General features: G+C 65.0%; 26 protein-coding genes and 1 pseudogene. 5 read left to right on the top strand and 22 right to left on the bottom strand.

Going from position 1 to position 25,703, the window contains the following annotated elements:
* The 17 genes and pseudogenes from QM712_RS15220 to QM712_RS15300 form a co-directional block, all read right to left on the bottom strand.
* On the bottom strand, positions 1-592 hold a 592-nt coding region (locus tag QM712_RS15220; protein ID WP_415023937.1), incomplete at its 3' end, for an ATP-dependent metallopeptidase FtsH/Yme1/Tma family protein.
* 290 nt (positions 593-882) lie between these two features.
* On the bottom strand, positions 883-1,944 hold the full coding sequence (tilS, locus tag QM712_RS15225; RefSeq protein ID WP_415023938.1) for a tRNA lysidine(34) synthetase TilS: 1,062 nt from the start codon (positions 1,942-1,944) through the stop codon (positions 883-885).
* Between the two features lie 200 nt (positions 1,945-2,144).
* Positions 2,145-3,191: a tol-pal system protein YbgF gene (ybgF, locus tag QM712_RS15230; RefSeq protein WP_415023939.1), complete on the bottom strand. Its 1,047-nt coding sequence runs from the start codon at positions 3,189-3,191 to the stop codon at positions 2,145-2,147.
* A 189-nt stretch (positions 3,192-3,380) separates the two neighbouring features.
* Positions 3,381-3,869 (bottom strand): peptidoglycan-associated lipoprotein Pal, encoded by a 489-nt coding sequence (gene pal, locus QM712_RS15235; RefSeq protein WP_074121319.1) that lies wholly within the window; start codon positions 3,867-3,869, stop codon positions 3,381-3,383.
* A gap of 280 nt (positions 3,870-4,149) precedes the next feature.
* The gene (locus QM712_RS15240) at positions 4,150-4,881 is read right to left on the bottom strand and encodes an N-acyl amino acid synthase FeeM domain-containing protein (protein ID WP_415023940.1); all 732 of its coding nucleotides are present in this window, start codon (positions 4,879-4,881) and stop codon (positions 4,150-4,152) included.
* A gap of 167 nt (positions 4,882-5,048) precedes the next feature.
* On the bottom strand, positions 5,049-7,388 hold the full coding sequence (locus QM712_RS15245) for a putative bifunctional diguanylate cyclase/phosphodiesterase (RefSeq protein ID WP_415023941.1): 2,340 nt from the start codon (positions 7,386-7,388) through the stop codon (positions 5,049-5,051).
* 238 nt (positions 7,389-7,626) lie between these two features.
* On the bottom strand, positions 7,627-8,988 hold the full coding sequence (gene tolB / locus QM712_RS15250; protein WP_415023942.1) for a Tol-Pal system beta propeller repeat protein TolB: 1,362 nt from the start codon (positions 8,986-8,988) through the stop codon (positions 7,627-7,629).
* A gap of 23 nt (positions 8,989-9,011) precedes the next feature.
* The gene (locus QM712_RS15255) at positions 9,012-9,980 is read right to left on the bottom strand and encodes a protein TolA (protein ID WP_415023943.1); all 969 of its coding nucleotides are present in this window, start codon (positions 9,978-9,980) and stop codon (positions 9,012-9,014) included.
* 3 nt (positions 9,981-9,983) lie between these two features.
* Entirely contained in the window at positions 9,984-10,436 is a 453-nt protein-coding gene (gene tolR, locus QM712_RS15260; RefSeq protein WP_415023944.1) for a protein TolR, read from the bottom strand.
* A 43-nt stretch (positions 10,437-10,479) separates the two neighbouring features.
* Positions 10,480-11,196, bottom strand: coding sequence for a protein TolQ (tolQ, locus tag QM712_RS15265; protein WP_415024042.1), 717 nt, complete (start codon positions 11,194-11,196; stop codon positions 10,480-10,482).
* 461 nt (positions 11,197-11,657) lie between these two features.
* A complete protein-coding gene (locus QM712_RS15270; protein ID WP_415023945.1) occupies positions 11,658-12,368 on the bottom strand; it encodes an SDR family NAD(P)-dependent oxidoreductase in 711 nt (236 codons plus the stop codon).
* A gap of 30 nt (positions 12,369-12,398) precedes the next feature.
* The gene (locus QM712_RS15275) at positions 12,399-13,163 is read right to left on the bottom strand and encodes a serine O-acetyltransferase (RefSeq protein ID WP_415024043.1); all 765 of its coding nucleotides are present in this window, start codon (positions 13,161-13,163) and stop codon (positions 12,399-12,401) included.
* A gap of 271 nt (positions 13,164-13,434) precedes the next feature.
* The gene (locus QM712_RS15280) at positions 13,435-13,917 is read right to left on the bottom strand and encodes a DUF2852 domain-containing protein (RefSeq protein ID WP_415023946.1); all 483 of its coding nucleotides are present in this window, start codon (positions 13,915-13,917) and stop codon (positions 13,435-13,437) included.
* A gap of 121 nt (positions 13,918-14,038) precedes the next feature.
* A complete protein-coding gene (locus tag QM712_RS15285) occupies positions 14,039-14,779 on the bottom strand; it encodes a TetR/AcrR family transcriptional regulator (RefSeq protein ID WP_415023947.1) in 741 nt (246 codons plus the stop codon).
* A gap of 120 nt (positions 14,780-14,899) precedes the next feature.
* Positions 14,900-15,262: a hypothetical protein gene (locus QM712_RS15290; protein ID WP_415023948.1), complete on the bottom strand. Its 363-nt coding sequence runs from the start codon at positions 15,260-15,262 to the stop codon at positions 14,900-14,902.
* A 62-nt stretch (positions 15,263-15,324) separates the two neighbouring features.
* On the bottom strand, positions 15,325-15,732 hold the full coding sequence (locus tag QM712_RS15295; RefSeq protein ID WP_415023949.1) for a YciI family protein: 408 nt from the start codon (positions 15,730-15,732) through the stop codon (positions 15,325-15,327).
* A 155-nt stretch (positions 15,733-15,887) separates the two neighbouring features.
* Positions 15,888-16,244 (bottom strand): annotated as a pseudogene (locus tag QM712_RS15300) (nuclear transport factor 2 family protein).
* 342 nt (positions 16,245-16,586) lie between these two features.
* Between QM712_RS15300 and QM712_RS15305 the strand changes: the two are divergent.
* From QM712_RS15305 to QM712_RS15320, 4 genes are all read left to right on the top strand, one after another.
* Positions 16,587-18,254: a methyl-accepting chemotaxis protein gene (locus QM712_RS15305; protein ID WP_415023950.1), complete on the top strand. Its 1,668-nt coding sequence runs from the start codon at positions 16,587-16,589 to the stop codon at positions 18,252-18,254.
* A gap of 173 nt (positions 18,255-18,427) precedes the next feature.
* On the top strand, positions 18,428-19,216 hold the full coding sequence (locus QM712_RS15310) for an SDR family NAD(P)-dependent oxidoreductase (protein WP_415023951.1): 789 nt from the start codon (positions 18,428-18,430) through the stop codon (positions 19,214-19,216).
* Between the two features lie 185 nt (positions 19,217-19,401).
* On the top strand, positions 19,402-19,818 hold the full coding sequence (locus tag QM712_RS15315) for a hypothetical protein (protein WP_415024044.1): 417 nt from the start codon (positions 19,402-19,404) through the stop codon (positions 19,816-19,818).
* Positions 19,819-20,399: 581 nt separating this feature from the next.
* Positions 20,400-20,705, top strand: a complete 306-nt coding sequence (locus QM712_RS15320; RefSeq protein WP_415023952.1) for a hypothetical protein — start codon at positions 20,400-20,402, stop codon at positions 20,703-20,705.
* A 91-nt stretch (positions 20,706-20,796) separates the two neighbouring features.
* On the opposite strand, the gene QM712_RS15325 is transcribed toward QM712_RS15320, so the two are convergent.
* From QM712_RS15325 to QM712_RS15340, 4 genes are all read right to left on the bottom strand, one after another.
* Positions 20,797-21,210 carry a VOC family protein gene (locus tag QM712_RS15325; RefSeq protein WP_415023953.1) on the bottom strand — a complete coding sequence of 138 codons (414 nt, stop codon included), beginning with the start codon at positions 21,208-21,210 and terminating at the stop codon, positions 20,797-20,799.
* Between the two features lie 26 nt (positions 21,211-21,236).
* Positions 21,237-21,773, bottom strand: coding sequence for an SRPBCC family protein (locus tag QM712_RS15330; RefSeq protein ID WP_415023954.1), 537 nt, complete (start codon positions 21,771-21,773; stop codon positions 21,237-21,239).
* Positions 21,774-21,964: 191 nt separating this feature from the next.
* The gene (locus QM712_RS15335) at positions 21,965-23,266 is read right to left on the bottom strand and encodes an RNA polymerase sigma factor (protein ID WP_415023955.1); all 1,302 of its coding nucleotides are present in this window, start codon (positions 23,264-23,266) and stop codon (positions 21,965-21,967) included.
* Positions 23,263-23,631 carry a YciI family protein gene (locus QM712_RS15340; RefSeq protein ID WP_415023956.1) on the bottom strand — a complete coding sequence of 123 codons (369 nt, stop codon included), beginning with the start codon at positions 23,629-23,631 and terminating at the stop codon, positions 23,263-23,265. The genes QM712_RS15335 and QM712_RS15340 overlap by 4 nt, the downstream gene beginning before the upstream one ends.
* A 140-nt stretch (positions 23,632-23,771) precedes the next feature.
* Between QM712_RS15340 and QM712_RS15345 the strand changes: the two genes are divergently transcribed.
* Positions 23,772-24,737 (top strand): 2-hydroxyacid dehydrogenase, encoded by a 966-nt coding sequence (locus QM712_RS15345; RefSeq protein ID WP_415023957.1) that lies wholly within the window; start codon positions 23,772-23,774, stop codon positions 24,735-24,737.
* A 225-nt stretch (positions 24,738-24,962) separates the two neighbouring features.
* Here QM712_RS15345 and QM712_RS15350 read toward each other — a convergent pair whose 3' ends face one another.
* Positions 24,963-25,607, bottom strand: a complete 645-nt coding sequence (locus tag QM712_RS15350; RefSeq protein WP_415023958.1) for a TetR/AcrR family transcriptional regulator — start codon at positions 25,605-25,607, stop codon at positions 24,963-24,965.
* Positions 25,608-25,703 lie beyond the last annotated feature (96 nt).

Consider the following 25,703-nt stretch of genomic DNA (forward strand, 5'->3'; position numbering starts at 1 on the left):
GAGGGCCGACCAGCAGCACGCCGCGCGGAATGCGGCCGCCGAGACGCTGGAACTTGCCGGGGTCACGGAGGAATTCGACGATTTCCTGCAGATCCTGCTTGGCCTCGTCGACGCCGGCGACGTCCTCGAACGTCACGCGGCCATGCGCCTCGGTCAGCATCTTGGCGCGCGACTTGCCGAAGCCCATCGCCTTGCCGGCGCCGCCCTGCATCTGGCGCGACAGGAAGATCCACACGCCGATCAGCGCGATGAAGGGCAGCCAGGAGACCAGCAGCGACACGAACCACGGCACGTTGTCGCCGGGCGGCTTCGCGGTGATCTGGACCTTGCTGTCATAGAGGCGCTTGACCAGCGTCGGGTCGCTGGGCGCGTAGGTCTGGAAGCTCGAACCGTTGGTGAAGGTACCGTGGATCTCCGGGCCCTGGATCACGACGTCGCGGACGTTGCCGCGGTCGACCTCGCTCAGGAGCTGCGAGAAGGCGATATCCTGGGAGGAGGCGCGCTGACCTGGATTCTGGAAGAGCGTGAACAACGCCAATAGCAGCAAGACAATGATGACCCAGAGGGCGAAATTGCGCAGATTGGCGTTCATCGATCTTCCTTCGTGGTCGCGCGGATCGCGGCCCTGGTCCTTCGGACGTTACTTGGGCAGTTACTTGGGCAACGCGAGGAAATCCCCAAGGAATCCTCTCGGTTAGGTGCATACAATCTAGGTGCCGCCCGGGTCGCTGCCAAGGGAACGAGATGGGACTATTTATCCCATCTTAGGGCGATTCCGGCTGAAATAATGGCGACGGAATCGGGGTTTTTCCCGCCTGGTTAAGGTGGTCTGACGCCATCGTTCGAAGAGCCGGTGTCATGATCCGCCGCTTCGACCGCCCTTCATCCTTCCTTGCGCCGCCGGACCGGCGCCGGCACGACGTGGATACGCCCACCGGCAAGGCTGATCAAGGCTCCCGCAAGCGTCTGCTTCAGGACCGGCCGGCCATTCGCGGCCGCGCGCGCCCCCCGGGAAATGGCCTGGTCCACGGCCGCCAGCAGCGTTTCGACCTTGCCGAGTTCCGCCGGCCCTTCATGCCCGAGGGTGTTGACGGCCCGCAGCAGGATCCGCAACCGGACCTCCTCCGGAAGGGCCGCGAAGGCCGCGGCCTCGAAGCTTCGCGCAACCGGCCCATGCGGCGCATCGCCGCGATCACGCAGCCGCAGGAAGCGCTCGGCGCCGTCGGTCAGCACCTCGACCGCCGCATTGGCCCGCGCCAGCCGACCCGCCAGCCGCGCCAGATTGCGGGCATCGCCGCCCTCGGCCGCGAGCTGGGGCAGCAGCGCGCGCAGCCGCGGCCGCGTGAAGGCAGTGTCGCGGTTGGTGGGATCGTCGGCAAAGCCGATCCTGGCCCGCTTCAAGGTCGCCACGAGCTGCGACTTCGGAACATCCAGCAGCGGCCGCGCGAGGATGATCCCGTCGCGTTCGCTGACGCGCGCCATCGCCGCAAGGCCGGTCATCCCGCTCCCGCGCAGCAGGCGCATCAGCAAGGTCTCGGCCTGGTCATCGCGCGTATGCGCGGTCAGCACATGGCTCGCGCCCGCCGTCCGCGCGGCCTGCGCCAGCAGGCGATAGCGGGCCTCGCGCGCCGCAGCAGGCAATCCGGTGCTGGGCTTTGCGTCGCGCCAGCGCAGGGTGCGGTGCGTCAGTCCGAGTTCGGCGGCCAGACGCTTGACCTCGCGGGCCTCGCGCGCCGCCTCCGGCCGCAGGCCGTGATCGACGGTGACGACCACGAGCCGCGGGCCGCTCGCGAGGCTGCGCTGCCAGCGCGCGGCGAGCCACATCAGTGCAACGGAGTCGGGGCCACCGGAGACCGCGAGCACCAGCGCCGGCGTGGTCTTCAGGTCGGCAAAGAGGCGCTTCGCCTCGCGCGCCGAGATCGGCGCATTGTCGTCGTCGGACATGACGCTGCCCAGCAATCGTCAGCGGATGGTCCGACTGTTTAGCGCAATGCCGTCGACCTTGTCAGGCTCAAACGCCGCGTGGCGAACGCGATTTCGTCATCACAGCGCGCCCTGCGCGCAAACGCGTCGACGTGTTTGCCGTGACGGACGGCCGCCGCGCGCCTTGCGCGACGCGGCGCTTGGGGTCCGGAGAAGGTGCGCTAGCACTTCACCCGCTTCTGCTCGCGATCGACGGCGGCCTTGACGCCGGCCGAGGCGCGCGGAAATTTGCGGCCGACTTCGCCGAAGGCGGCGCAGGCGGCCTCCTTCTCCTTCAGCGCGGCGAGCGACTGGCCGAGCCGCAGCAGCGCGTCCGGCGCCTTGGCCGACTTGTCGTATTTGGTGGTGACGGCGAGGAAGGCCTCGGCGGAATCGCGATATTGCTGGCGCTGGAAATAGCTTTCGCCGAGCCAGTACTGCGCGTCGCCGAGCAGCGGGTCGTTGGGATATTTCTGCGCGAAATTCTTCATGGTCTGCTCGGCGAGCGCATAGTCCTTGCGCTGCATGTAGCCGATGCCGAGGTCGAACTCGTCGCGCGGCGATGCCGAGGGCGGCAGGGTCGTCAGGCCGGGACCGGCCGCCTGCGCCGGATTGCCGGGCTGCGCCTGGTAACCTGGCTGCGCCGCTTGCGGGGCGGCGGCCTGCGGATAGCGTCCGCCGGTGTTGGAGAGATCGAGCGGCTCGCCGGCGCCGCGGCCGCCGGGCGCACCGACGTTCGCGCCTGCCGACATCGGCTGCTGTCCGCCGCCGAGCGCGCGCGGCGCGCCGGGAGCATTCGGATTCTGGTTCGGGTCGAACGCATCGCCGCGGCGGCGAACACCGGGCGCGCCGGGGGCCGGTTGCTCCTGAACGATCGGCGCGGGCGCTGCGATCTGCGGCTCGTAGCCCTGCTGCGCGGGTTGCTGTTGCTGCTGACGATAGGCCGGCGCGGATTGCGCGGGCGGCACCGCAGCGACGCCGGGCGCGGCCTGCGCCTGTCCGGGCGCGCCTTGCGCGCCGCCTTCGAGCTGGCGGAGGCGATCCTCGAGCTGGCGGTTGCGATATTGCAGCTCTTCGTTCTGGCCGGTGAGCTGGCGCAGCTGATTTTCCAGCCGCTCGATCCGCATTTCGGGATCGCCGTCGTCCGACTGCGCGAAGACGGGCGAGCACAAAGAGAGCAGCGCGGCGGCTGCCACGATGCCGTTAATTGCCTTGAATTTCGATGACATCTTGCCCTGACGACGAAAACGACGCGGCACGCGGCGGATCATTCGCCGCGCCACACAATGAGGAAGGGAGTACGCCAAAAATGTGACTGCTACCAAGGGGTTTCTGTCACGGATCGCTGAAACGAAACCGGCGCCCGAGAGGGCGCCGGAACAATCCACTTCCGAAGATGAACAGCGCCTGACTGAACGTCAGGAGCTCGCGTTCAGCACGGTGACGGCACGACGATTCTGCGACCAGCAGGAGATGTCGTTACAGACGGCAACCGGACGTTCCTTGCCGTAGGAGATCGTGCGCATGCGGTTCGGATCGATGCCGCGCGACGCCAGGAACGAGCGCACCGACTGGGCACGGCGAGCGCCGAGCGCGATGTTGTATTCGCGGGTGCCGCGCTCGTCGGCGTGACCTTCGATGGTGAAGCTGTAGCGCGGATAGGTCTGCAGCCACTGCGCCTGCTTCTCCAGGGTCACGATCGCCTGCGGGGTCAGATCGGTCTGGTCGCTTTCGAAGAACACGCGGTCGCCCACGTTGACGACGAAATCCTGCTGGCTGCCAGGCGTCGCCGCGCTGGCCATCGCATCGGCACCCAGGTTCTTGTTGGCGCACGCGCCCATCGACAGAGCGACGGCAAGCACGGCGGCCAGCTTCAATCCCTGGAGGATACGCATAGGATGTTTCATTCCGGAGCCTCCACGCTCACGTTAGTCCACTGCTGTCCGGTCTACAGGGGGTTGGTTAAGCGAACGTTCCGTCAACCTTGATGGGACGTTGCCTCAGCCGGTCAAATGCCCCCTACCGACGAAAAGCGCCCACGATGGTTAATGGGTTGTAAATGTGGCGCGAGGGTGAAGGCAAGCCGCGTGAATGACCAAAAGGCAGGCTTTGCGGGGATTTATGGCCAAAAGCAGCGCCGGCCGCGGAGGCGGCCGGACGGAACTCCGATGTGCAGGCTGGATGAGATCAGGCCTGGGCCGCAACGCCCGCCACGAGAACCGGACGGGACGCAGCCTTCCGCTGGCTGCCGCGATCGAACAGCATCCGCCGCTCGAAGGCGCTGGAGCGCATGATCGGGAAACGCGTCAGGATCCTTTCGCGGACCTTGGGGTAATCCGACGCCATCAGGACGGCCTTCTTGGTCGGCCAGCCCGGGAACGAACGCGGCTCGGTGAGGGTCTCGGACAGGAACACGCGACGATAGAAGGCCTGATGATCGACGCGCACCATCGAGAGCCCGATATCGGCATTGAAGTGCTCGCAGGCAACGAAGGGGAGCCGCACCGTCAGGTAGGGCAGTTCCGGGAACCGCTGCTGCATTTCGGGATCGGCAACAAAACGACACGGATCGACGAACACCTCACCGCGGTCGAGACGCGGATGCAGGACATCGCCGAACACCTCGGTCGTGTACGACATCCTCCATTCGGACGTCAGGACGTGGATGCGGACGGCGCTGCAGAGTTCGTCGTCGACGAAGACACCGAAATTCCAGACGTTCGGCGCGTCGTCGAAGCGGTCTGACACGCGCAAGGACTCCGACGACGGGATCAAGCCGGCCTGCAGATAGGCCCGGTAGCGCATCAGGTAGAGGCGATCCCTGTCTTCCGGCGTTTCGATGAGGCGATAGTCGATGCGGTCAAACAACGCAGCCCCACGCGGAAGGAGCGCCGTCTGCGGTTCAGCTCCGGACTTCATCTGCTACCTCTGCTTCAAGCAACTTCCGCGAGTGGAAAGAGATTAATAGTTCCTTAACGAAAATGCAAAGCATTAGAAGCGTTAGGGTTAACCCTTGCGACCGGCGAGACCACGGAAAAACACGGGTATGGACGAGTATCGACGTGCTGGAGAATGTGCCGGAACGATCAGGCGATGGATCGCGAGGACACCACGGTGAGCTGGTCGTCGGGCATGCGGCGGCCATGGGAAGCGTTGAGCAACTGGCGGATCCGCACGGCTGGAACCGGGCGGCTGAACAGATAACCCTGCCCCTCTGACACGGTGCCGTCGGCGCTGATCAGCTCGAGTTGCTCGTTGGTTTCGATGCCCTCGACGACGACCGACATGCCGAGATCGGCGGACAACCGCGCGACGCCGCGCAGCAGCGTGAGCGGGCGGTCGGAGTCGATGCCTTCGAGGAACGAGCGATCGATCTTCACCTTCTGCATGGGGAAATTGTGCAGATAGCTCAGGCTCGAATAGCCGGTGCCGAAATCGTCGAGCGAGATCCGCACGCCGAGCGCGCGCAGCTGCGACAGGATATCGTGAGTGAGCTGCGTGTTGCGCAACAGCGAGGACTCCGTGATCTCGATGTCCAGCCGGTGCGCCGGAAGCCCCGAGACCTCGAGCGCATAACGGATTTCACTCAGCACGTCACGCTGGTGGAACTGATGCGGTGAGAAGTTGACGGCGACGCTGACGCCGTCCGGCCACTTCATGCATTCCATGCAGGCGCGGCGCAGGATCCAGCGGCCGAGATCGACGATCAGACCCATGTCCTCGGCGACGGGGATGATGTCGACAGGCGACACCGTGCCGCGCACGGGATGGTTCCAGCGCAGCAGCGCCTCGCAGGTCGTGATCTTGCCGGACTTCAGGTTGACCAGCGGCTGATAGAACAGCTCGAATTCCTCGTTGGCGAGCGCCTTGCGCAGGTCGAGTTCGAGGATGCGGCGGGCCTCGACGGTCGCGGCCATCTCGTCGCGGAAGAAGCAGTAGGTGCCGCGACCGTCGGCCTTGGCGCGGTAGAGCGCCATGTCGGCGTTCTTGAGCAGCGTGTCGGCGCTGACGTCGCCTTCGGGGGACGTCAGCGCGATGCCGACGCTCGCACCGATCTCGACCAGATGATTGTCGATGCGATATCGCTCGGAAAGCCGCTCGACGATGCGGCGGGCGAGCGCCGCGGCGTCCTCGGGCGCAGCGATGTTCTGCTGGAACACGACGAACTCGTCGCCGCCGAAGCGCGCGACGAAATCCTCCGGCCGCAGCATCTCGCGCAGGCGGTTGGCGACCGCGCACAGAAGCTGGTCGCCGCAGGGATGGCCGAGCGTGTCGTTGACCTGCTTGAACTGGTCGAGGTCGACGAACAAGAGCGCCGACAGGCGCTCCGTATGACGCGTGACCGCGAGCAGATGCTCGATCTCGTCGCGAAAGCTGACGCGGTTGGGCAGCGCCGTGAGGTCGTCATAACGCGCGAGGTGGCTGATCCTGGCCTCGGCGTTGCGGCGCTCGGTGACATCTTCGAGCAGCACCACCGCGCCGCCGTCGGCCATGGGCTGGACGGTCCACGACAGCGAACGATTTCTCTGCGTGTCGGGATCGGCGGTCACGATCTCCTTCGCCTGAAGGGTCTCGATGTCGGTGATGATCAACTCGCCGCTCGCGGCGGAAATCGATCCGGCTTCGACGCAGGCCGCGACGACGTCACGCGCGCTTGTGCTGCCCTGGGTGAGATCCTCGGGCAGGTTCATCATCGCGCTGAAGCGGTGGTTCATGACCGCGAGCTGGCCGTCGACGCGGAACATGCACAGCCCGTGCGGCATGTTGTTGAGCGCCGTGTCGAACTGGCCGGCCAGCGCGGCCTCGCGCTCGCGCGCGACGACCGCGCGCAGGAAGATCCTGTGCAGATTGGCGGAGAGCTGCATGACCGCGAACAGGAACGCGGCGCACACGATCGACATCGCCACGTAATACGGCGTGCGATGCAGCGCCAGCGCGATCACGGCCGGACCGAATATCAGGATGGCCTGCAGACGAAATATCGATTGCCGTCCATAGGCCCTGCCCGCGCCTCCCGCCACGATGCCGGTGGTGACGGACAAGGCGATCATGTGGGCGATGGCGTCGTCATTGCTCAACAGTGTCGTCGAGCACCACAGGCCGATCACCGCGGCCTGGATCAGCGCTCCGATCTGGTAGCGCATCTGCCAGCGTGCGGCTTGTTCCACGCTGAGGATCGATTTCTGGGCCATGTACCGGCTGAGATCGAAGGCCCGGATCGCTCCCGCGAGAATGAGAAGCGGGACGAAGGCCCAGATCAGGATCTGGCCGGTCTTGAGCGCGGTCAGGGACGCCGAGAAAGCCGAGAAGATGATGCCGGTCAGAACCGTGCCGGGAGCTTCGAACAGCGAATCGGTCAGGGCCGCCGAAATGGTCGGCGAGGCCTGCTTTTGATCCGACTCTGCGCTCTGGCTTTCGATCTGCATCTGGGTTGTACGCGGGTCCTGTCCAAGCGTACTTTTACCCAGCGCAGGTGAAGCCTTTCTGAGGGAACATCGTTAAAGTCGAGTTGTTCTCGACAGCAAACGATTGAAATATATCTGCAGTTTCAAGGCACTGGGAAAAGTCTGCCGAGCACAACCTAAAGGAATCCTTGACACGGCCAAACATCGCGCAAAGTTTTCCGAAAAATGCGCGATCGCCCCTTCTCCCCCGCCCGGGACCTCAGCCTGCCGTCGACGACAGGAGCGGCGACCATGCCGGATCGGATGCAAAGCCCGGCGTCGGCACCTTGAGTTCGTTGCGGCCGGAGATGTCGACGCTGAACAGCGACGGTCCGGAGTTGCCACCGGGATCGCGGAAGAACATCAGCACGCGGCCGTTCGGCGAGAAGGTCGGACCCTCATTGTGGTAGCCGGAGGTGAGAAGCCGCTCGCCGGAACCATCCGGCTTCATGACGCCGATCGAGAACTGCCCGCCGCCCTGCCTGGTGAAGGCGATGTAATCCCCGCGCGGCGACCAGACCGGCGTCGAATAGGTGGCGTTGTTGTCGTCCTTGGAGAAGGAGATGCGCTGCGCCTGCCCGCCGCTCGCCGCCATCACATAGATCTGCGACCTGCCGCCACGATCGGACTCGAAGCAGATGCGGGTGCCATCGGGAGAGTAGGACGGAGAGGTGTCGATCGCCGGCGTGTCGGTGAGGCGCGTGGTCGAACGCGAGCGCAGGTCCATCACGAACAGGTTGGAATTGCCGCCCTGTTGCAGGCTCATGATGACGCGCTGACCGTCGGGCGAGAACCTCGGGGCAAAGGTCATGCCCGGGAAGTTGCCGACGATTTCGCGCTGCCCGGTCTCGATGTTGTAGAGATAGACCTTCGGATCACCCTGGCCGAACTCCATGTAGGTGATTTCCTGCGAGTTCGGCGAGAAGCGCGGCGTCAGCACGAGATCGGAGCCGCGGGTCAGATAGCGCACATTGGCGCCGTCCTGGTCCATGATCGCGAGCCGCTTGACCCGGCGCTCCTTGGAGCCGGTCTCGTCCACGAAGACCACGCGGCTGTCGAAATAGCCCTTCTCGCCGGTCATCCGCTCGTAGATCTGGTCGGAGATGATGTGGGCGATGCGGCGCCAGTATTCCGGCGAGGTGAAATATTGCTGGCCGGCGAGCTGCTGGCCGGAGACCACGTCCCATAGACGGAATTCGGCCTTGAGCCGGCCGTCCGGCTGCCGCGTCATCCGGCCGGTGACCAGCGCCTGGGCGTTGATGGTCTTCCAGTTCTGGAATTGCGGCGCGACGTCGATGTTGTTGATGCGCTCGATGAAGGCGGCCTGGTCGATCGGCGCGAACAGGCCCGAGCGCTTCAGGTTGTTGGTGATCACCTGCGTGACGCCGTTGCCGACGTCGCCGTCGGACGGCGAGCCCGGCAGGAAGTTGGTGATCGCGATCGGCACCGGCTGGAATTCGGTCGGGTCGATGCGAAGGCGCGGCTGGCCCTGCGCGAAGGCGTGTCCGCCTCCGAGCATCGCGAGCGCCGACCCGGTGACGGTCATGAAGCGGCGGCGGGTAATCGATCGGGCGTCATTCATCGCAAAATTCTTTTGTTCGGATGTCACAACATATCTTTCAGGCCGAAAGTCATCGGAATGAGCTTCCAGCTCTCGTACTGCTGCTTCGGCATGAACGAATAGACCTGACACTGCACGATGGCCCGCTTAGCGCTCTCCGCCACCGCCTGCGCGATCGACCGCGAGGGTCCCCGCACCGCCACGACGACGGGTTCGGACGCCAGCGATCCGTCGATCTTCATGGGAATGTCGATGTCGGCCTCGTACTGGTCGGCGTCCTGTCCGTTGTAGGTCGGCGTGAAGCAGCGCTTGACCGCTCCCTGGAACGCGCCGCGCCAGGTCGCGACGTTGCTCACCGCGGTGCCGGTGTTCGATCCGAGCGAGGCGGACGCGTTCAGCGCCGCGCCGGTCAGCTCGTGCCGGGTCGGATCGCGCTTGTCGAGGTCGCGCTGGATCTGCGCGGGATCGAACGTGCGCTCCTTGGGCTTCGGCTGCTGCTGCGGCTGGACGGCCGCGACCTTGGGCTCCGGCGGCTTGGGCGGCGGCTTCTTGGTGTCGAGCTTCTTCTGCAGTTCGGCGATCGGATCTTCCTTGGCCGGATCAGGCTTCTTCTCCTGCGGCTTCTCCGGCTTCGGTTCTTCTTTCGGCTTGGCCTCGGCGACCGGCTTGGGCGGATCGGGCTTCTTCTCGACCGGCTTCTCAACGGGCTTCGGCGGCGGCTCCGGCGTCGAGTTGGTCTTGATCAGCTCTTTCTTCGTGGTGACCTTGCCGACGGCATCCTCGTCCGGCGGCGTGTCCGCGATCTTCTCGACCTTGGGCTTCGGCTCTTCCTTCTTGCCGGTCTTCTGCCCCGCGGTGATCTGCGCGAGCTGATCGGTGGTGATGATGTCGATCGGGAGCGACTCTTCCGGCGCGACGAAGGCTCTGCTGCTAAAGGTGATGAGCCCCCAGCCTATCACGAGGACATGGAGGGCAATCGACGCAACGAGTGTCTTGTCGACGTTCACCTTCACCGGTTAGGACCCCTGCTCCACTTCCGTGACGAGCGCCAGCTTCTTGAATCCAGCACCCGACAGCAGGCCCATCACCTTGGCGACGGTCCCGTAATCCGCCTTCTTGTCGGCGCGCAGATAGATGCGCTCCTCGAGCCCGCCGCGCGCGTCCGTGATCGCCTTCAGCTTCGGGATCAGGTCGTTCAGCGCCACCTCGGTATCGTTGATGAACACCTTGCCCTTGATGTCGACCGACATCTGCAGCGGCTTCTGGTCGTTCTGGTCGAGGCTCTTGGCCTGGGTCTGCGGCAGGTCGAGCGGCACGCCCACCGTGAGCAGCGGCGCCGACACCATGAAGATGATGAGCAGCACCAGCATCACGTCGACCATCGGCGTGACGTTGATCTCGGCCATGACCGGCTTGCGCCGGCTGCGACGGCCGCCGCCTCCGGACGAACTGGCAACGTTCATGCCCATGGCTTGGTGCCCAATCTCGCCTTCACACTATACATGCCGTCCGTCAGCCCCGCTCGTCGATCTGACGGGACAGAATGGCTGAAAATTCATCAGCGAAGCCTTCGAGCCTTTGGGCCTGCCGGTTCACCTCGGAGGTGAACTTATTGTAGAAAATAGTGGCAGGAATGGCGGCGATAAGGCCGACCGCGGTCGCAAACAGCGCCTCCGCGATGCCCGGCGCCACCACCGCCAGGGAGGTATTTTTCGACGCCGCGATCGACTGGAAGCTCGACATGATGCCCCAGACCGTGCCGAACAGGCCGATGAACGGGCCGGCGGAGCCGACGGTCGCGAGCACCAGGAGCCGGCGTTCCAGCCGTTCCACCTCGCGCGAGATCGAGACGTTCATCACCTTGTCGATGCGCATCTGCAGGCCCGCGACCGAGCGCGCGTGGCTCTCGAACGAGCGCTTCCATTCGCGCATCGCCGCCACGAAGCAGGCCGCCATGGAATGAGTCGGCTTGGCCGAGAGCGTGCGATAGAGTTCCTCGATCGACTCGCCCGACCAGAACGCCTGCTCGAAACGGTCCATCGAGCGGCGGGTCCGCGCATAGAGGAAGATCTTGTCGATCGCGATCGCCCAGACCCACACCGAGCAGGACAGAAGTCCCAGCATGACCCCCTTCACGATCCAGTGAGCCTGCCAGAACAGCGCGATCAGCGACACGTCGGCGGAAGCGGCAACCGGAAGGGCTGACTGAGCCACGTCGGCCGGATTCATAAGCAGTACCCTCTCAAGGCGATCATCATTCGTGTCCCCCGGCCAGCTAATGGCTGCCGGTTCCCCAGCAGGCGCGCAAACCGGCGCGGCCGGCAAGCCCGCTCAAAGCCTTGTCTTTCTGGGGTGCAGGGGCTCGTCCAAAGCCGGCCGTCTGCATTCCCTGCCAAGATGTCAAAACTAAGGGCCTCGACCCCGGCTTGGGGGGCGCGACTGTCCAGCATTACCAGAGCCCGGCGATAGTTAATGCCGGGTTACCGGGGACGAATTTGGCTCCGGGAAAGGCAGGCGGCGCAAGGCGATGGGCGCGATGGGGACAGGCCATGGCGGCCGCGCGGCGCCGCCGGATGGTCCCGGTCAAGGGACGTTCATTCGTCCGCCGGACGACGGGTAAGGCAGTCCGAGCCATGGGTGGGGAACCGCAAGTGCAGGGGTCAGGGACATCGGGGCGTGTGGGCGCGCGCCTACCACTTCTCCTTCGAGGTCCGGACATCGACCTCGAACGACCAGGCCCGCTCCGGCTGCCGGTAGAGGAAGGCGAAGGCATCGACGATGCCCTCGATGTCGATCAGGCTGTCTTCGCGCGAGGCCGCGTCCGGGAACCGCGTGAAGATCTTGTCGCCGGCAATCGCGCCGTCGACCACGACATGGCCGACATGGATGCCGTCTCCCGCATATTCCTTGGCCATGGCCTGCGCCAGCGTGCGCAGGCCGGCCTTGGACGAGTTGAATGCACCATAGCCGGAGCGCCCGCGCAGCGAGGCGCTCGCGCCGGTGAAAAGCAGCGTGCCGGCCTTCTTCGGCGCCATGCGGCGCACCGCCTCCCGCCCGAACAGGAATCCGCCGAAGCACACCACGCGCCAGGCCTGCTCGAAATAGTCGGCCTCCATCTCGATGATCCTGCCGGGCGTATTGTTGCCGGCGTTGTAGATGGCAAGATCGAGATCGTCGCCGGCGGCGTCGAACAGGGCGGCGATGTCGCGCTCGCTGGTTGCATCGGCGACGAAGGGGACGGCCGCTCCGCCCGCCCTGTCGATATCGGCGGCAACCGATTGCAATGCCGACAGCGTCCGGCCGGCGACGATCACCTTCATGCCCTCGGCCGCAAAGCGCTTGCAGAGCCGCGCCCCAAGTCCACGATCCGGACCGACGCCGATCACGATTGCGGTCTTCATCTGCATGTCTCCTCGAGATCGATTGACGGCTCAGGCCGGGGCGGGTTCGGGACAATTGGCGAGCCGGGCGGGATTGCCGATCGCGGTGCAGCCGCCGGGAACGTCGTCGGTCACGACGGTGCCCGCGCCGATCTTGGCGAAATCACCGATGCTGACGTCGCCGAGGATGGTCGCGCCGGCGCCGATGAACACGCCACGGCCGATGCGCGGCGAGCGCGTCGGCAGTTCGCCGCTGCGGCCGATGCTGACATTCTGAAGGATGGTGACGTCGTCGCCGATCGTCACGTTCGCGCCGATCACGATGCCCGTGGCGTGATCGAGATAGACGGACGAACCGATGCTCGCGGCTGGATGGATGCTGACCTGCAGGACGTTCGACGCCTCGTTCTGAAGCAGCAGCGCCGCATCGACGTGGCCGTGGTGCCAGAGCCAGTTCGAGACGCGCCAGGCCTGGAGCGCGACGTAACCCTTGAAATTCAGCAGTGGTGCCAACAGGCCGGTGATGGCGGGATCGCGGTCGACGATCGCGCGCAAGTCACGGCCCGCGGCCTCGACCAGATCGGGCGCGTGGCGAAACGCATCGCGCGCAAAGGCTCGAAGTCGCGCGCGCTCGGAAGCATTGCCGCCCATCCGGCGACCGATGAGATCGGCCAAGACGGCGGCAAGATCGTCATGGATGAGGACGGCATCGGCAAGCGCCTGGCCGAAGGCCGGATCGGCCGCGGCCGCGCGCAACGCTTCGGAGCGAACCTCCTGCCACAGGCCATCGCTTGCCATGATCGCAGCATCCGCCATCGCCGCCCCCGATCCTTCCGCGCTCGTGCCGGCAGATATAGTCGGTCCGGGTCGCGGCGCCAGTCGGGGCGGCAGAACGTGCGCAAATTGCGGGCCGTCGGCTGGTCTGCCAGCATCCACACCGTCATGGCCGGGCTTGTTGTGCTGTCGCTCTCAAGACCAAAGCCGTCCAAAAACCAAACCGCCCGCCTGCGGGTTGCGCAGGCGGGCGGCTCGGGGCCATCAGGACTTTGGGGGCATGCGCCTGAAGGCTTTGAGAGAAGCCGGCAGATCAGTTCTGCGGCTGATCGTTCGGCGGAGTCGGGCGCGTCTTGTGCTGCGCCATGAACTGGTCGAACTCTTCCTTGTCCTTGGCGTGACGCAGGCGGTCGAGGAAGTTCTTGAACTCCACCTGCTCTTCCTCGAGCCGGCGCAGCGTCTCGGAGCGATACTCGTCGAAGGCGCGGTTGCCGGAGGACGGCGGGCCGAAACCGAAGCCGAAGCCGCGGCGCTCCATGCGGTCACGCATGCGATCCATCTTGTACTGCATCCGCTCCATCTTGTTCTGCCAGCGATCCTGGTTGCTCCAGCACGACATTCTTCTGCTCCCGAGTGTGAAAAAGAGAAGGGCAAGTCCGACCGGCCACCAGATGATGAAGCCGAGGATGGTCACGGCAATCCAGCCGGGATGCCAGGGTGTCTCGAGCATGCGGGGGCGCTCATAGGGCTGGTCCGAAGGACCGCGCCATCGATTGACATCAGCGGTGTAGGACATTTCCCGTCTCCATCACGGCACCAGCGCCGTTGTGAATGTAAATAACATTTACATAGCTAGACCATCCCGCGACTTTGTCAAGCCGGCCGCCAGACAGGGCGGGCGAATTATTTGCGCAACTTTATTTCGGTTTGCCCCAGGGGCCGCCCGGCGGCACGCCAGAACCGGAGGATGCCTCCGGTGGCACGGGCGGCGGCTCGGCGCTCTTGCCCGCGGGACGGCGATCGGTCGGGAAGCCGAGGCCGCGCAGATAGATCAGCACCTCGGCTTCGAGCAGTTCGTCGGGCGACATCGGCAGTTTCCGCCGCGCGGCGTCTCCGCGTGAAAACAGCGAGGCCACGCCATGCGACATCGACCAGATGTGCAGCGCCATCATCATCGCCGGCGGCCGCGGCGTGCCGGGCGGCGCGAGCGCAGCCAGCCGCTCCGCGGCGGCACGAATGATGTTGAAGGCGCGCTCGCTCGCAGCCTGCAGCGCCGGATTGGCGTCGACGGGCAGACCGGATTCGAACATCGCGGCATAAAACGCCGGCTCCTCGCGGGCGAAGGCCAGATAGGCCCTGCCGACGCGCTCGAACGCCGTGACCGTGTCGGGCCGGCCGTCGTCCCAGGCCGCGGTCAGGCGCGCCTCGAACTGCTCGAAGCCGCGCTGCGCGATCGAGGACAGGAGTTCATCGCGATCGCGGAAATGCCGGTACGGTGCCGCAGCACTGACACCGGCCATGCGCGCGGCATCGGCAAAGGTGAAGCCGGCCGCGCCCTTCTCGGCGATCAATCCGAGGGCGGCCTGCAACAGCGCTTCCTTCAGATTGCCGTGGTGATAGCCGCGCTCGGCGCGGCGCTGCTCCTTGCGCCAGCTCATGTGAACGGCTTTTACATGAGCCGGCGATGAAGGTCACTAGCAGCGATGCGACGCGGTGAACCGTACTTCCACGGTCCGCGCCGCGGGCGACAGGCCCCGCCCGGATGGCGGAGCGCCGTCCTAACCGCCTGGAATCGGCAGGACCGGCATGATCTCGATGGTCTCGCCCGGGAAGATCGCAAAGTGCGGGTGGTTCTCGAACATCCGGGCGGCCGCGTCATGCGAGGCGGCGCGGACGACGGTGAAGGCACCCATCTGGTTGGCGATGTCGGCGACGCCGCTCGCGTCGACCTTCTTGGTCTTGCCGAGCGGACCGCCCATGGCCTGGATCGCGCCCTGGTGTTTCTCGACCCAGGCTTTCCAGGCCGCCATGCCCTCTCTCTCCCTGGTCTTGCGCTCGGCTTCGGGCAGCGCATTCCAGGCGGCCATCTTCGGGCTGGTCTTGCTGCCGAGGAAAACGGCGAGATAGGTGTCGGTGCTCATCGGTTCTCTCCCTGATTGACGATCGGCCCCGAAGGGCCGTGCATTCGGCTGCGAGCAGCCGGCTAGTTCGACTTCAAGTCCGCGAAGCCGGCGGCCGCCTCCTGAACCTCCGGCGAAAAGTCGGCCATCTCCTGCACCTGCCGGATCTCGATCATTTCGTTGGCCGAGGCCGGGCACTTCTTGGCCCAGGCGATCGCCTCCGCCCGCGAGGCAACATCGATCATCCAGTAGCCGCCCAGGACTTCCTTGGCTTCGGCGAACGGCCCGTCGGTGACGACCGGTTCGCCGGTCGCGAACGAGACGCGCGCGCCCGACGACGGCGGGTGCAGTCCGTCGAGCGTGATCAGCACGCCGGCATCCCTGAGCGCCTCGTTGTAGCGCATCATCGCTGCGACCCGCTCCGGGTCGAGTTGCACGTCCGGCGGCGCGGTTTCGTAACCGAGCGGGATCATCAGCATCATGAATCGCATGGGGTATCCCTGGTTTTCGACAGGCCGCGACATCAGCGGGATCTGGCCTGCCTGCTTGCCCTTGTAAGACGAACGGCCCCGGCCGGAACCGACATCGGCGCGAAAATTATTTGAGACCACCACGGGCCGCCGGCGCCGGAGACGAGCTACCGCGACTACGGCAACAACCGGCCATCCCGGAAGGCCGCGCCGAAATAGACATCGATGCGGCCGACCTTGTCGCCCGCGAACGTGACAAACTAGGTGTTGCGAAAGCTCCTGCCGTCGCTTGCGAGACAATGGTAGGTGACGAAGGCCTCGTCGCCGTCGACGAATATCCGCTCGATGTCCTGGCGCGCGATCCAGCCGGTGTCCTTCCAGCACCGCGCGAAATACGTCGTCTTGTCGATGGCGTCGTCGAACGGGCTCGTGAAGCAAAAATCATCGGTCAGCGCGTCGCTGACCCGCGGCCGGTCGTCGGCGAGGTAGGCGGCGAAGAGGTTTCGGATGACGTGCTCGCGGCGGTCGGGCATCGATCGATCTCCAGGGAAGACTGTCCGATGGAAGACGATGCCGGCGCGACCGTGCCGACATCCGGGTCACGGCAACGCCGTTCGCGGGGCGGAAAATTTTCCGAAATCGAATTCCGTAGAAGTACGTAAATCAGCGGAACCCATATGAACTCCGCCGTGCATATGGAGCCGATCTCTTCGCGAACAGAGTGAGATGGGCTGATCACGCGAAGAAATATGGAGGTAAGCCAATTTTATGCCGTGGTTTACGGTTGCTCAAGGAGCGCATGCAACTTTTACGCTATAGCGAGACGGTTCGGCGATCCCGCCAATCCGCCGCCGGATCATTGCCCGGAGCGTCACGTGTTCAATTTCAACAGCAATGCCAAAGTCCAACATGCGCTTGCCGAAATCGACGCGATCGACCGGTCGCAGGCGGTGATCGAGTTCAACCTCGACGGCACCATCATCAATGCCAACGAGCATTTCCTGAAATTGACGGGCTACTCGCTGGCGGAGATCAAGGGCAAGCACCACAGCATGTTCGTCGGCGCGGAGGAGCGCGAGAGCGCCCGCTACCGGGAATTCTGGGCGAGCCTGAACCGCGGCGAATATCAGGCCGCGCAATACAAGCGCTACGGCAAGGGCGGAGCGGAGGTGTGGATCCAGGCCTCCTACAATCCGCTGCGCGACCGCAACGGCAAGGTCGTGAGCTGCATCAAGTTCGCCACCGACATCACCGCGCAGACGATCAGGAGCATGGAGGACACCGGCAAGATCGCCGCGATCGGCCGCGCCCAGGCCGTGATCGAATTCAACATGGACGGCACCATCATCAGCGCCAACGAGAACTTCCTGAAGACGGTTGGCTATTCGCTCGACGAGATCAAGGGCAAGCACCACAGCATGTTCGTGACGCCGGAAGATCGCGGCAGCTCCGCCTATGCTGATTTCTGGGCGCGGCTGAACCGGGGCGAGTTCGAGGCGGCCGAATACAAGCGGCTCGGCAAGGGCGCCAGGGAGATCTGGATTCTCGCGACCTACAACCCGATCCTGAGCGAGACCGGCAAGCCGTTCAAGGTGGTGAAGTTCGCGACCGACGTCACCCAGCAGAAGCTCAAGACCAGCGACAATGACGGACAGATCGCCGCGATCTGGAAGTCGCAGGCGGTGATCGAGTTCAACATGGACGGGACGATCCGCACCGCCAACGAGAACTTCCAGGGCGCGTTGGGTTATTCGCTCGCCGAGATCAAGGGCCGGCACCACAGCATGTTCGTCGAGCCGGCGGAGCGGGATTCCGCGGCCTACCGCCAGTTCTGGGAAGCTCTCAACCGCGGCGAATACCAGGCGGCCGAGTACAAGCGGATCGCCAAGGGCGGCCGTGAGATCTGGATCCAGGCATCCTACAACCCGATCTTCGATCTCAACGGCAAGCCCTACAAGGTGGTGAAATACGCGACCGACATCACCGCCCAGGCGATCGGGCGAAAGAAGGCCGACAATGCGCGCGGACTGATCGAGGCGGTCGCGGCCGGCAGCGAGGAGATGAGCGCGTCGATCCGCGAGATTTCCGAGACCATGGCGAAGTCGCGCGAGAACTCCAAGGCCGCGACCAACCGGATCGAGGCCGCCGACGGCCAGGCACAGCGGCTGAATGCGGCGGCGCAGGCGATGAGCGGCATCGTCGAGATGATCGCCGGCATCACCGGGCAGATCAACCTGCTCGCGCTCAACGCGACGATCGAATCAGCGCGCGCAGGCGAAGCCGGCCGCGGTTTCGCCGTGGTCGCCTCCGAGGTGAAGAACCTCGCGAGCCAGGCCAAGCAGGCGACCGACACGATCTCCTCGGAGATCGATGCGCTCAACACCATCGCGGGCGACGTCGCGACCTCGCTGACCGCGATCAAGGCCGCGATCGCCGGCGTCAACGAATTCATCGCCACGACCGCCGCTGCGGTCGAGGAGCAGACCATCGTGACCGCGGACATGTCCGCCAACATGCAGCGCGCCTCGGCCGAATTGGCTTAAACGCCGTCCACGTCCATCTTTCCGCCCTTCGCGCGCGTCGCGGCCGCCACCCGGCGGCCACGGTGCGCATTTGCCTGACCGGACCGGCCGGGCCTTTCTCATCGGATTGAAAGCGAAGTAAAAGGAGCCGGCGCTCACGCGCGCCCGATCCCTTGGACAGGACAGATCAGCAGATGCAGCAGGCCCCGCAGAAAGTCGCCCTCGTCACCGGAGCCGCGCGCGGCATCGGGCTTGCGACCGCCAAAAAGTTCCTGAGCGAGGGCTGGCGCGTCGCGCTGCTCGATATCGAGAGTGAATTGCTCGGCCGGGCGTTCGCCGAGATCGGCCACGACGATGCCACGCTGGCGTTGACCTGCGACGTCTCCGACGCGGCCGCGGTCGGCGCCGTGGTAACGGCGATCGAACGGCGATTCGGCCGGCTCGATGCGCTCGTCAACAATGCCGGGATTGCCGTGTTCGCGCCGTTGATGGAGACGTCGGATGCCGACTGGAGCCGTGTGCTCGAGGTCAACCTGACCGGCCCGTTCCTGTGCACCAAGGCCGCCGTGCCGTTGATGCGCGACGGCGGAGGAGGTGCCATCGTCAACATCACCTCGATCTCCGCGGTGCGCGCCTCGACGCTGCGCTCGGCCTACGGCACCAGCAAGGCGGGGCTCGCGCACCTGACCAAACAGCTCGCGGTCGAGCTTGCCGCCCTCAACATCCGCGTCAACGCAGTCGCTCCGGGACCGGTCGACACCGCGATGGCAAAGCAGGTGCACACCAAGGAGATCCGTGCCGATTATCACGACGCCATTCCGCTCAACCGCTATGGCCTGGAAGAGGAACTCGCGGAAGCGATCTTCTTCCTGTGCTCGGAACGTGCGAGCTACATCACCGGCCAAATTTTGGCCGTTGATGGCGGCTTCGATGCGGCGGGTATCGGCCTGCCGACATTGCGCGGGGAACGCCGCAACGGCTAGGCACGAAAATTGTAGGAACGGGATCGCAGACCGAATTCGGCTTGCGGCAACGCGAGGCACGGTGTGCTTCGCGTTGCTAGAAAAGTCTATCCGGTCGAAAACTGAAATGGTGGGTCACGCGTCGCAGTCGTCCCATCCGACGAAGTCGAACTCGTGGAGCGCCCATGCATCGCACGATGATCGTCATGGCCTGGATGCTGGCGGCAGCGGTCTTCACCGCCGCGCCTGCGTTCGCCGAGATCCGCATCATCCAGAGCCCGGGCGGCCAGGTCGGAACGTTCCTCGACCTGTTCGAGAAGGTCCGCGAGAGTGGCGAGCGCGTGGTGATCGACGGGCCCTGCCTGTCCGCCTGCACGCTGGTGCTGAGCATCGTGCCCGGCGAACGCATCTGCGTCACGCGCCGCGCCGTGCTCGGTTTCCATGCGGCGCGCTCCGTCGACAGGCGTGGTCGGTTCTATGCGGAGCCCGAGGCGTCCGAAGCGGTGCTGGAAGCCTATCCCGATCCGGTGCGCGGCTGGATCAGCCGCCACGGCGGCCTCACCTCGCGATTGCTCTTGCTCAGGGGGCGAGAGCTCGCGGCGATCTACCCGCGCTGCCGATGATACGTCGCCTGCGCACCCGTCTTGCGAATGGGCCGCTCGCCCTAACCGGCCATCGATGATTGTGATCGCAAGCGCTGGTTTTACAGGCTCATCTGTTCGCGCGCCCACACGCTGACGAAGAATCTGCGTCGCATCCGCGATTGCGTAAGGGTTCCTAGAAGGAACCCTGGATCAACTGCGCCAACTCGAGACTCGCGCAGACAAGCATTCCCCAAAGTGCAAAATTGATCTGCAGCGCCGCCACCATCGGCCGCTCCCCTTCCAAGCCACGCCCGCCCCAGTTTGTAAATTTTGTGAAGGAATCATTAACGATTCTGGCGGAAGTTCACAGCCCATTATTGCGCCAGTTGTTGTGCGATGCGGTCCGGATCATTTCACGAAGCGGCCGCACTGCTTTCGCAAAGTGATGCGAACTGATTCTCGACACTAACCTACTGTGCTGGTCACGCGTTTCCCGTGGGTTCCATTCAGCCGACGCGCTGCAGTCCCGTTCTCTTTCGGGTCTTGCGCGCTGCGTACCGAACAGAAAGTCCAGCGAAATGCGACACGGCTTCGCTTTGCTCAGTTTTTGCGCAATCCTGATGGGATGTGCGGTTGCGCCGGCGCAGGAACACCGCCCGATCGCATGGGACGGTCTCGGCCAGGATCCCAATCGTCCCGTTGCCCCAAAGCGGCGCGCCGCGAGCCACACGCCCGCGCAGAGCGATCCCAACAAGGAGCGGGAGAGAGTGCTCGGAACCTTGCGTCCCTATTCCGATGCGTGGTGGGCGGTGCACGACGAGATCGAGGCGGAGCACGACAGACAGCTCGGCGCAAAGCTCAAGATCTGCCGCGACTGCGTTCCATCGCAACCTCCGAGCGACGACGTGACCGGATCGATCCGCTGACGCGGATGGTTGCCGGGGATTGCCGCATCCCCTCTCCCGTACCGACAGAGAGAGGGGACCGCGGCTCAATGCATCATCGCAGCCGTCGCGCTCACATCCCTTCCGCCGGGCAATTCACCATCCAGGGAGTGCCGAACTTGTCGACGCACATGCCGAAGCCCTTGGCCCAGAACGTCTTGCTGAAGGGCATGGTGACCGTGCCGCCGTCGGCGAGCGCGTTGAACTTGCGTTCGGCTTCCGCCGGGTCCGTCAGCGTGACCGAGATCGCAAAGCCCTGCGCCTTGTGAAAATGCTCCGGCGGAGAGTCGGAAGCCATCAGCACGCTGCCGCCGGGCAGCGACATCCGCGCATGCATGATCGTCTTCTCGCGGCCGGCCGCACCCGGCATGTCCTCCGGCGCCTCCGACACGCGCATCATGGCTTCGATCTTGCCGCCGAGAACCTTGGCGTAGAAGTTGAATGCCGCTTCGCAGGTGTCTTGATAGAACAAATAGGGATTGAGCATGTTTCTCTCCTTGGCGTGTGAAGACACTACGTCTCGGTCAGCTTCTTCAGGCTGGCGAGCCCGGCCTCGAAATCCTTGCCGATCATGCTGTCCATGTTGACGAAGACCTGCATGACCTTGGACAGGAACGGGGCCGGACCGTACATTGTCCATGTGACCAGCGTGGCATCGCCTTGCGGCACAAAGGTGAATTCCGCGGTGTTGTGTCCCTCGAAGGGGCGCTCGAAATCGAGCTTGATCCGCAGCTTCGACGGCGCATTCGCCTCGAGGATCTCCATGTGGCCGGCGCCGACATTGTTGTTGCCGTCCCAGGCATAGGTCGCGCCCGTGCCCTGCGCGGCTCCTCCGAAAGTTCGCTTCATGGCGGGATCCCGCCCCTCATAGGGGGACCAGCCGGTCCAGCGCTGGAAATCGGCGACCAGCGGATAGATCGCATCGGCCCGCGTCTTCATGACGAGCGAGCGTTCGACACGGAACGTGTCGGGCTTGGTGAGGGCAAAGGCGAGGACCCCGGCAATTCCGACCGCGAGTACGACGGCGACGATGGCAATGGCTTTCAGCATGAATGGCTCCGTGAACACAGGCAAAGGACGAACGAGAAGGGCTGGGACCGACAAACGAAAAAAGAAATCTTTGGCACATTGGCCGCTCCGCGTCATGGCCAAGCTGGTCCCGGCCATGCACGCTCTGAACGCTGGAGACAGAGGTGGATGCCGGGTCAGGCCCGGGCATGACGATGCGAAGACAGCCGGCCCTATTTCGCCTTTGCGCCCTGCCTGGCGTCGCCATTGGCGCCCTTCGGCTGGCTGTCCCGGATCAGGCGATCGATATGCATGCGGATGTGGGCGGCTTCCGCCGAGGTGTTGGCGAGCGCGATGGCACGATCGAAGGCGACACGAGCCTCGTCGTTGCGGCCGAGCTGCATCAGGAAGGCACCGCGCACGCCGTGGAAATGGAAGTAATTGGCGAGTTTTTGCGCCAGCGGCTCGATCAGCTCGAGCGCGGCCTGTGGTCCGCGCACCTTGGAAACCGCGACGGCGCGGTTGAGCGTCACGACCGGCGAAGGCTGCACCACCTCCAGCGCGCCGTAGAGCAGGTCGATCTGCGCCCAGTCGGTCTCGTCCGGCGTCGAGGCGCGCGCATGCAAGGCGGCAATCGCAGCCTGGATCTGGTAGGCTCCGCTGCGGCGATGGCGCATCGCCTTGTCGATCAGCGCAAGACCTTCCGCGATCATGGTGCCGTTCCACAGCGAACGGTCCTGGTCGTCCAGCAGGATCAACGAGCCGTCAGCGGCGAAGCGCGCGGCGCTGCGCGCATGCTGCAGCAGGATGAGCGCGGTCAGTCCCATGATCTCCGGCTCCCCCTGGAACAGCCGCAGCAGCAGCCGCGCCAGCCGGATCGCCTCCTCGCACAGCGGCTTGCGGAGTTCGGCGGTCTCTCCGCTCGCCGAATAGCCCTCGTTGAAGATCAGGTAGATCATCGCGGCGACGCCGGCGAGCCGCTCGGAACGTTCGATCGCGCCGGGGGTCTCGAAGGGCACGCCTGCATCCGCGATCTTCGCCTTGGCGCGCGTGATACGCTGCTCCATCGCCGCTTCCGAGACCAGGAAGGCGCGCGCGATCTGCTTCACCGTGAGGCCGGAGACGATCCGCAGCGCCAGCGCGATCTGCTGCGTCGCCGGCAGCTGCGGATGGCAGCAGATGAACATCAGCCGCAAGATGTCGTCACGATAATGCGAGCCGTCGAGCCGCTCGGCGAGCGCGCCCTCGGCATCCTCGATATCCGAGATCGCCTGGTCGTCCTCGGGCAGCGGCTGCTGCCTGCGGTTGCGACGCACCTCGTCGATCGCGACATTGCGGCCGACCATGATCAGCCAGGCTGCCGGATCGCGCGGCGGCCCGTTCTGGGGCCAGGTCTTCAGTGCACGCAAGGATGCATTCTGAAACGCTTCCTCCGCGGTATCGAGGTCGCGGAAATAGCGCAGCAGCGCACCGACCGCCTGCGGCCGCGCCGAGGTCAGCGCGGTTTCGATCCAGGCGGCATCGGTCTCGCTCACGTCTGGGTTTCTCCGGGCCTGAACACGCCGACGGGACGCACCTCATAGGCGCCGCCGGGATTGGCCGCGCCGAGGTCGCGCGCGACGTCGAGCGCGTCGTCGAGATTCTTGCAATCGACGATGTAGAAGCCGAGCAACTGCTCCTTGGTCTCGGCATAGGGGCCGTCGAGCACCAGCGGCGGATCCTCCTTGCGGAGCGTCGCCGCGGCCGTGGTCGGCAGCAGCCGCGCCACGGGACCGAGCCGGCCCTGCTTTGCGAGCTTGTCCTGCACCACGGCGAGCTTCTTCATCACGGCCTCGTCCTGGTCCTTGCTCCAGGAACCGACGAAGTCCTCATCGTGATAGCAAAGAATGGCATAGAGCATCGGCTGCGTTTCCTCATCCTGTTCTGAAGACGGTTCACTATGCCCCACCCCGACATCGATGCGGGAAAAATTTGCGAGAAAAATCCGCCCGTTCGTGCCAAGGAGAGCCTTCGAGAACGGAACCCGACGAGGCACCTGGAATGACCAAAGGCACACTGGCCGTCCTGATCAACAGCACACAGCAGAATTGGCTGCCCGAGCGTTGGAAGGCGCGGTTCGACGCGGTCTGCGGCGGCCGCCGCGTGGTGCTGCTGCCCGATGCCGGGCTCGATCCGGCCGAGGTGCACTATGCCGCGGTGTGGAAGCCGGTGCCCGGCGACCTCGGCGCCTTTCCCAATCTGCGCGCCATCTTCAATCTGGGCGCGGGCGTCGATGCCCTGATGGCGGACAAGAGCCTGCCCGACGTGCCGCTGGTCCGTGTCGCCGTGCCCGACCTGACCAACCGCATGACCGAATATGTCGTGCTGCACGTGCTGATGCATCACCGCCAGGAGATTTACCTGCGTCAATCGCAACGCGAGACCCGCTGGCAGCCGAAATACCAGTGGCCGGCAAGCGCGATCACGGTCGGCGTCATGGGACTCGGAACGCTCGGCGCGGATGCCGCCGACGTATTGCGGCGGCTCGGCTTTCGCGTCGCGGGCTGGAGCCGCAGCCCGCGCACGATCGAAGGCGTCGAGTGCTTCCACGGTGCAGCGCAGATCGATGCGTTCCTCCGCACGACCGACATTCTCGTCTGCCTGCTGCCGCTCACGCCGGACACGCACGGCATTCTCAACCGCGACGTCTTCGCGAAACTCAACCGCACCAGCCCGATGGGCGCACCCGTGCTGATCAATGCCGGCCGTGGCGGCCTCCAGAACGAGGCCGACATCCTCGCCTGCCTCGACGACGGCACATTGGGCGCCGCCTCGCTCGACGTCTTCGTACAGGAGCCGCAGCCGGCCGACAGCCGGTTCTGGACCCATCCGAAGGTGGTGCTGACCCCGCACAACGCAGCCGACACCGACGCCGACGCGATCTCCGCCTATGTCGCCGAGCAGATCGCCCGGTTCGAAGCGGGAGGCGCGCTGGAGAATGTCGTGGACCGCAGGCGCGGGTATTAGGGCTTCACTGTTCTGTATAGAGGCGCCGTCGCACCGCATTCTCGATGTCGTCCTGGCGGAAGCCGGGACCCATACTCCCAGGGAGGAGTTGCGGCGCGAGGATCTAACTCCGAGCCTTCGCCAATCCACATCTTGTGGTTACGGTCTTGGCTTCGCCAGGACGACGTTGAGGGCATTGCGCGTACCACACCCGTCGTGTCTTCCGGCTCGCGCCCGGACGACGGCCTATCCATGAGGCCCCACCATCACGTCGATCGCGCCCTTCACGATCGCCTCCAACTCCTTGCGCGCGACGCGGGCGCGGGAGCGGATCGCGATGGTATGGACAGTGGCGGAGGCGATCTGTGCCAGCGCGACTGGATCGGCGCTGGCGGGCAATTCGCCGTTCTCCCTGGCGCGGCGGAAGCAGTTCGCAAACGCCTTGTCGAGTTCGTTCAGGCCTTCGAGCACCATGCCGCGGATCTCGGGATCGCTGACCGCTTCCGAGCCTGCCGTGACGACCGTGAAGCAGCCGCGCGGGCCGTTCTCGCCGGAGAGATAGATGTTCAGCGCGGCTGCATAGATGCGCTCCAGCCGCCGGCGCACGGGCATCTCCTGGCGGAAGATCTCGACCATCGCGGCGCGCGCCTCCTCGCGATAGCGCCGGTAGCTCTTGATGTAGAGCTCGCGCTTGTCGCCGAAGGCGCCGTACAGGCTCGGCCGGTTCATGCCTGTGGCCTCGCTGAGGTCGTCGAGCGAGGTGGCGGCAAATCCCTGCCTACGGAAGAGGTCGAGGGCCTTGCCGAGCGCGACGTCCGGCTCGTAGGCGCGCGGACGGCCGCGACGCTTGGGCTCACTGGCAGCAGATGGCGGCTTTTGTTTTTGTACCATTTCGCAAATTAATCCTTGACCGCCGATATACTATGCAAGACAGTACAAAAATCAATCTGGCCAGGTTGAGCGACATTCCAGCGATCACCAAGAGGA

The sequence above is a fragment of the Bradyrhizobium sp. genome (genome assembly GCF_047605465.1).
Lineage (GTDB): Bacteria > Pseudomonadota > Alphaproteobacteria > Rhizobiales > Xanthobacteraceae > Bradyrhizobium.